Source organism: Nocardia sp. No.11, from assembly GCF_038752175.1.
GTDB lineage: Bacteria > Actinomycetota > Actinomycetes > Mycobacteriales > Mycobacteriaceae > Nocardia > Nocardia canadensis.
In genome coordinates this window covers 1-4,550 of record NZ_JBCGFB010000224.1, presented here as the reverse complement: position 1 = coordinate 4,550, position 4,550 = coordinate 1, and the positions used below count along the sequence as shown (strand labels likewise).

4 protein-coding genes are annotated in these 4,550 nt (G+C 71.3%); 3 read left to right on the top strand and 1 reads right to left on the bottom strand.

All coding sequences use genetic code 11. The features are described from left to right. The coding region (locus V8688_RS31405; RefSeq protein ID WP_342802329.1) for an MFS transporter at window positions 1-1,025 on the bottom strand (1,025 nt) is incomplete at its 3' end. 81 nt (window positions 1,026-1,106) lie between these two features. On the opposite strand from V8688_RS31405, the gene V8688_RS31400 reads away from it, so the two are divergent. The 3 genes from V8688_RS31400 to V8688_RS31390 all read left to right on the top strand — a co-directional run bounded on the left by V8688_RS31400 (window position 1,107) and on the right by V8688_RS31390 (window position 4,434). Next, window positions 1,107-1,652: a TetR/AcrR family transcriptional regulator gene (locus V8688_RS31400; protein WP_218715860.1), complete on the top strand. Its 546-nt coding sequence runs from the start codon at window positions 1,107-1,109 to the stop codon at window positions 1,650-1,652. Window positions 1,653-1,829: 177 nt separating this feature from the next. Further along, window positions 1,830-3,437 carry an adenylate/guanylate cyclase domain-containing protein gene (locus tag V8688_RS31395; RefSeq protein ID WP_218715861.1) on the top strand — a complete coding sequence of 536 codons (1,608 nt, stop codon included), beginning with the start codon at window positions 1,830-1,832 and terminating at the stop codon, window positions 3,435-3,437. 112 nt (window positions 3,438-3,549) lie between these two features. After that, window positions 3,550-4,434, top strand: a complete 885-nt coding sequence (locus tag V8688_RS31390) for a hypothetical protein (protein ID WP_218715862.1) — start codon at window positions 3,550-3,552, stop codon at window positions 4,432-4,434. The last annotated feature ends 116 nt before the right edge of the window (window positions 4,435-4,550 follow it).

Below are 4,550 nucleotides of genomic sequence, written 5' to 3'. Positions count from 1 at the left end.
GCCAGCACGACCGCCGCGCGCCAGCGCCGCACCAGCCACGCCGCCGCGAGCGAACCGAGCACGCTGGCCGCGAGCCCGGGCAGCATCAGCAGCCCGGCCTCCAGCGGCGAGCGACCGAGCACCAGCTGCAGGTACTGCGAGCCGAAGAACAGCACACCGGCCAGCGCGAACACCGCGAGCAGGTTGGTGAACACCGCGACGCGGAACCGGGGCAGCGCGAACAGCCGCAGGTCCAGCATCGGATCGGCCAGGCGACGCTGCCTGCGGACGAACAGCACGCCGGCGAGCACACCGGCCAGACCGACCAGCAGCGCGGCCACGGTCGGGCCGTGCGCGGCGGTTTCCTTCACCGCGTAGACCACGGGGACCAGCGCGAGCATCGACAACACCGCGCTGAGCGCGTCGAACCGGCCCGGGTTCGGGTCGCGCGATTCGGGGATGAGCAGCGGCGCGAGCGCCAGCAGCACCAGCATGACCGGCAGGTTCACCAGGAATACCGAGCCCCACCAGAAGTGCTCGAGCAGCCAGCCGCCGACCAGTGGACCGGCCGCGGCGCCACCACCGGCCATCGCGCTCCACACACCGATCGCCAGGGTGCGCTGCCGCGCGTCCTGGAACATCGAGCGGATCAGGCCCAGCGTGGCCGGCATCAGCGTGGCACCGGCGACACCCTGCAGTACGCGCGCGGCGATGAGCATCTCGGGCGAGACCGCCCAGGCGGCCAGCGCCGAGGCGATGCCGAAGCCGACGGCGCCGATCAACAGCAGCCTGCGCCTGCCGATCCGGTCGCCGAGGTTGCCCATCACGACCAGCAGGCCGGCGAGCACGAACGAATAGACGTCGATGATCCACAGCAGCTGCGGGGTGCTCGGGGCGAGGTCGGCGCTGATCGCGGGCACGGCCAGGTCGAGCACGGTCGCGTCGACGGCGAGCAGCAGGAGGGCGAGGGCCAGCACACCGAGGCCCGCCCACTCGCGCGCGGTGGCGCGCGGCGGGGCGGCGGCGGTGGTGACAGGGGTGTTCATCGGTTTCTCGACTTTCTGAGTTGGTAAACCGTCCAGACGGTACAGTAACAGAAAGACCGTCCAGACGGTACAGTGATCGCCGTGAGCCCCGGCACCCGCGATCGCATCCTCGACGCCCTGGAGACCCTGCTGCTCGAACGCGGCGCGGCCCAGATGACCCTCGACAACGTCGCCGCCGCGGCGGGCGTATCCAAGGGCGGGCTGCTCTATCACTTCAAGAGCAAGGACGCCCTGCTCGTCGGCCTGGTCGAACGACTCGGCGACCGCGCCGGCACCCAGCTCGCCGAGATGCGGGCGAACGGCACCCCGGTCGCGGAGTGGTACCTCCAGACGCCCGACCCCACGACCCAGGCCGACGCGGTCGAACTCGCGCTGTACCGCTCCCTGCTGGCGACCATGCGCACCATCGACGCCTCGGCGGGGACCGACCCCGACGAGGTGCAACGGGCCCTCGACGGCGTCATGACGGCCTGGTCGGACGGCCTCGACGACGAGGTGGACGACCCCGTCCGCGCCGACACCATCCGCCTGGTCGGCGACGGCGTCTACCTGCGCGCCCTGCTCGGGCTGCCGCAGCTCGAGCCCGCCCGCTACCGCGCGGTGGTGGATAGGCTGCTCGAGCGCTGAGCACAACAATCTCAGTGGACATGTGTACTCCGAACCGATTCCGGACCGGACCGCGCGCACATATCCGCCGACCGTGGTCAAAAACTGACCACTGACTGGTCATATAGCACGGCCCGTTAATCAGTGACCTGGGCTACACATTGTGGCAACTCACGACACTCGGTTTACAGTGCGAGAGTGATCCACAGCAACGGACCGAAGGGCGCGGCGCCGTGGGGCTCACCGCTGCTCGGTCCGGTCGAGGAGAAGTCGTCCATCCGGCGCGTCCGCGTGCAGCTGCTGCTGACCGTGCCGTTGCTGGTGGCCAACCTGATCGGCATCACGATGATCGTGGTGCTCGCCGGGTTCGTGCTGCCCGGTCCGACCGTCTTCACCAGGCAGCTGCTGCTGATCAACGCCGTCTTCACACCGCTGTGCGCGGTCCTCGCGCTGGCGATCGGCACCGTGTGGGGCACCGTCGCCGGCCTGCGCACCATGCGCTGGGCCACCGACCCCGACCACGTGCCGACCCCGCCCGAACAGCGGGTCGCGGTGTCGGCGCCGCGCTGGATGGTGTTGCAGCAGGCGGTGCTGTGGTCGCTGGCGCTGGTCACGCTGACGATCGTCTACGGCGTGGCCGATCCGGCGCTGATCCCCAAAGTCGGGCTGTCCATCGGCGCCGCGGGCATCGTGGTGTGCGCCAACAGCTATCTGATCGTGGAATTCGCGCTGCGGCCGGTGACCGCGCGGGTGCTGCAAGCCGACCCGCACCGGCGCCGCGGCATCGGCGTGTTCGGCCGGACCATGCTGTCGTGGCTGGTCGGCGTCGGGATTCCGGTGGCGCTGTCGATGATCGTCGCGGTGTGGGCGCTGGCCGACCCCGCGGTGAGCAAGGCCAGGCTGGCGGTCTGTGTGCTCAGCCTCGGCGGCTCGGCGCTGCTGTTCGGGATGTTGCTGATGGCCCAGGTCGTCGCCGCGACGGTCGCCCCCATCAAAGGTGTGCGCCAGGCGCTGCGCCGGGTGGAGGACGGCGATCTCGACACCGAGATCACCCTTTACGACGGCACCGAACTCGGCGATCTACAGAGCGGTTTCAACCGGATGGTGCACGGCCTGCGCGAGCGCGCGCTGATCGAGGACCTGTTCGGCAAGCACGTCGGCCACGACGTGGCGATGGCCGCGATCGCCTCCCGGCCGGTGCTCGGCGGCACCGAGACCGAGGCCGCCGCCCTGTTCATCGACATCATCGGCTCGACCACGATGGCCGCCACCCGGCCCGCGCCCGAGATCGTCGGCATCCTCAACCGCTTCTTCGACATCGTCGTCGACGAGGTGGAACGCCATGGCGGCCTGCTCAACAAGTTCGAAGGCGACGCCGCCCTGGCCGTCTTCGGCACCCCCGCTCCCCTGCCCGACCTGGCGGGCTCGGCTCTGTCCTGCGGCCGCGCCATCCAGCGCCGACTGCGCGACGCCTCCGACCTGAACGCGGGCATCGGCGTCGCCGCGGGCCGGGTCGTCGCGGGCAATGTGGGCACCCACAACCGCTATGAGTTCACCGTCATCGGCGACGCGGTCAACGAGGCGGCCCGCCTGTGCGAGCTGTCGAAGAACTACGACGAACGCCTCCTCAGCTCGGCGACCACCCTCGCCCGCGCCGCCGCCACCGAGACCGCCCACTGGGACCTCGGCGAAACCGTCACCCTCCGAGGCAGACTCACCCCCACCCAGCTGGCCCTACCCAGAATCTCGGCGCGCACCCCGGACCCCACCGCGACGAACGCACAGTCGACGACCGACGTGCGCTGATCCGGACCGCCTCACCCGACCCCCACGCCCCGACCCCGACGAGGGGCAGACGACGCGGACGGCCGCGACACGAGCGCGCCGGTGCTGCGACAACCCGGCTAGACTCGCCGACGTGCGTCCCGCCGTCGAAGCGGTCGGCGCCGTCGGGGCGGGAACCGATCCGGCACCGGCGTCCGTGCCGGCGCCACCCTCTCCGCCGACGGTACCGATCCGGCCCCTGCGTTTCCGCGAACTGCTCGACGAGCCGTTCGCCCTGATCCAGGCCCACATTCGGGCGCTGTCGACCCTCGGCGCCTGCGCGCTCGTGGCGGCCGTACTCGGCGTGCTCGGGGTGACCGGCCTCGTCTCGCACTTGACCGACGGCTCCGACACGGGCACGGCGTGGGCCGCGATCCTGGCCACGGCGGCGTTTCTCTGGCTGCTGCGCCTGGTGTTGCGCGGCGCGACCGTCGCGATCGCGCTCGCCGACTTCGGTGGGGTGCGCCTCGGCGCGATCGCCGGGTTGCGGGCGGCCGCCCGGCGCGCCGGTCCGCTGCTGCTCGCGCAGATCATGTTCACGCTCACCGGCATCGGGGTCCTGCTGGTCGGCAGCCTGCTGATCATCACCTATCCGCTGGCGCTGCTGTGGTTGTCGAACGTGCGGGCACGACGGTTCGTCGCCGAGCCGGTGATCGTCGGCGAGCACGCCGGATTCGGCGCGGCGATCGCCCGGTCGAAGGAACTGGTGCAGGGGGCCGATTGGACCGTGGCCGGCCTGTGGCTCACCCAGCGGGTCATCTTCGCCGTCCTCGCGGTGCCCGCGTTCGGCGTGCCCTTCTATCTGTCCGACTTCTCCGGCACGCATCGCTGGGCGTTCATCACGCTGCTGGTCGGCGGGCTGCTGCTGGTGGTGACGATCAGCGAGATCGTCGAGGCCACCAGTCGCGCCGTCTGCTACATCGACCGGCGGTGCGCCCGCGAGGGTATGGACATCGCGATCCCCGGTGAGTCCCGATGAGCGACAGCCGCTTCCCCGATCCGGCTGCCGCCGACGCCCCGCCGCCCGGCCCCGGCGCGTGGCGGCCCGGTCCGGGCGGTCCGTCCGCTGTCGACGACGAGCGGCGCCTCGGCGCG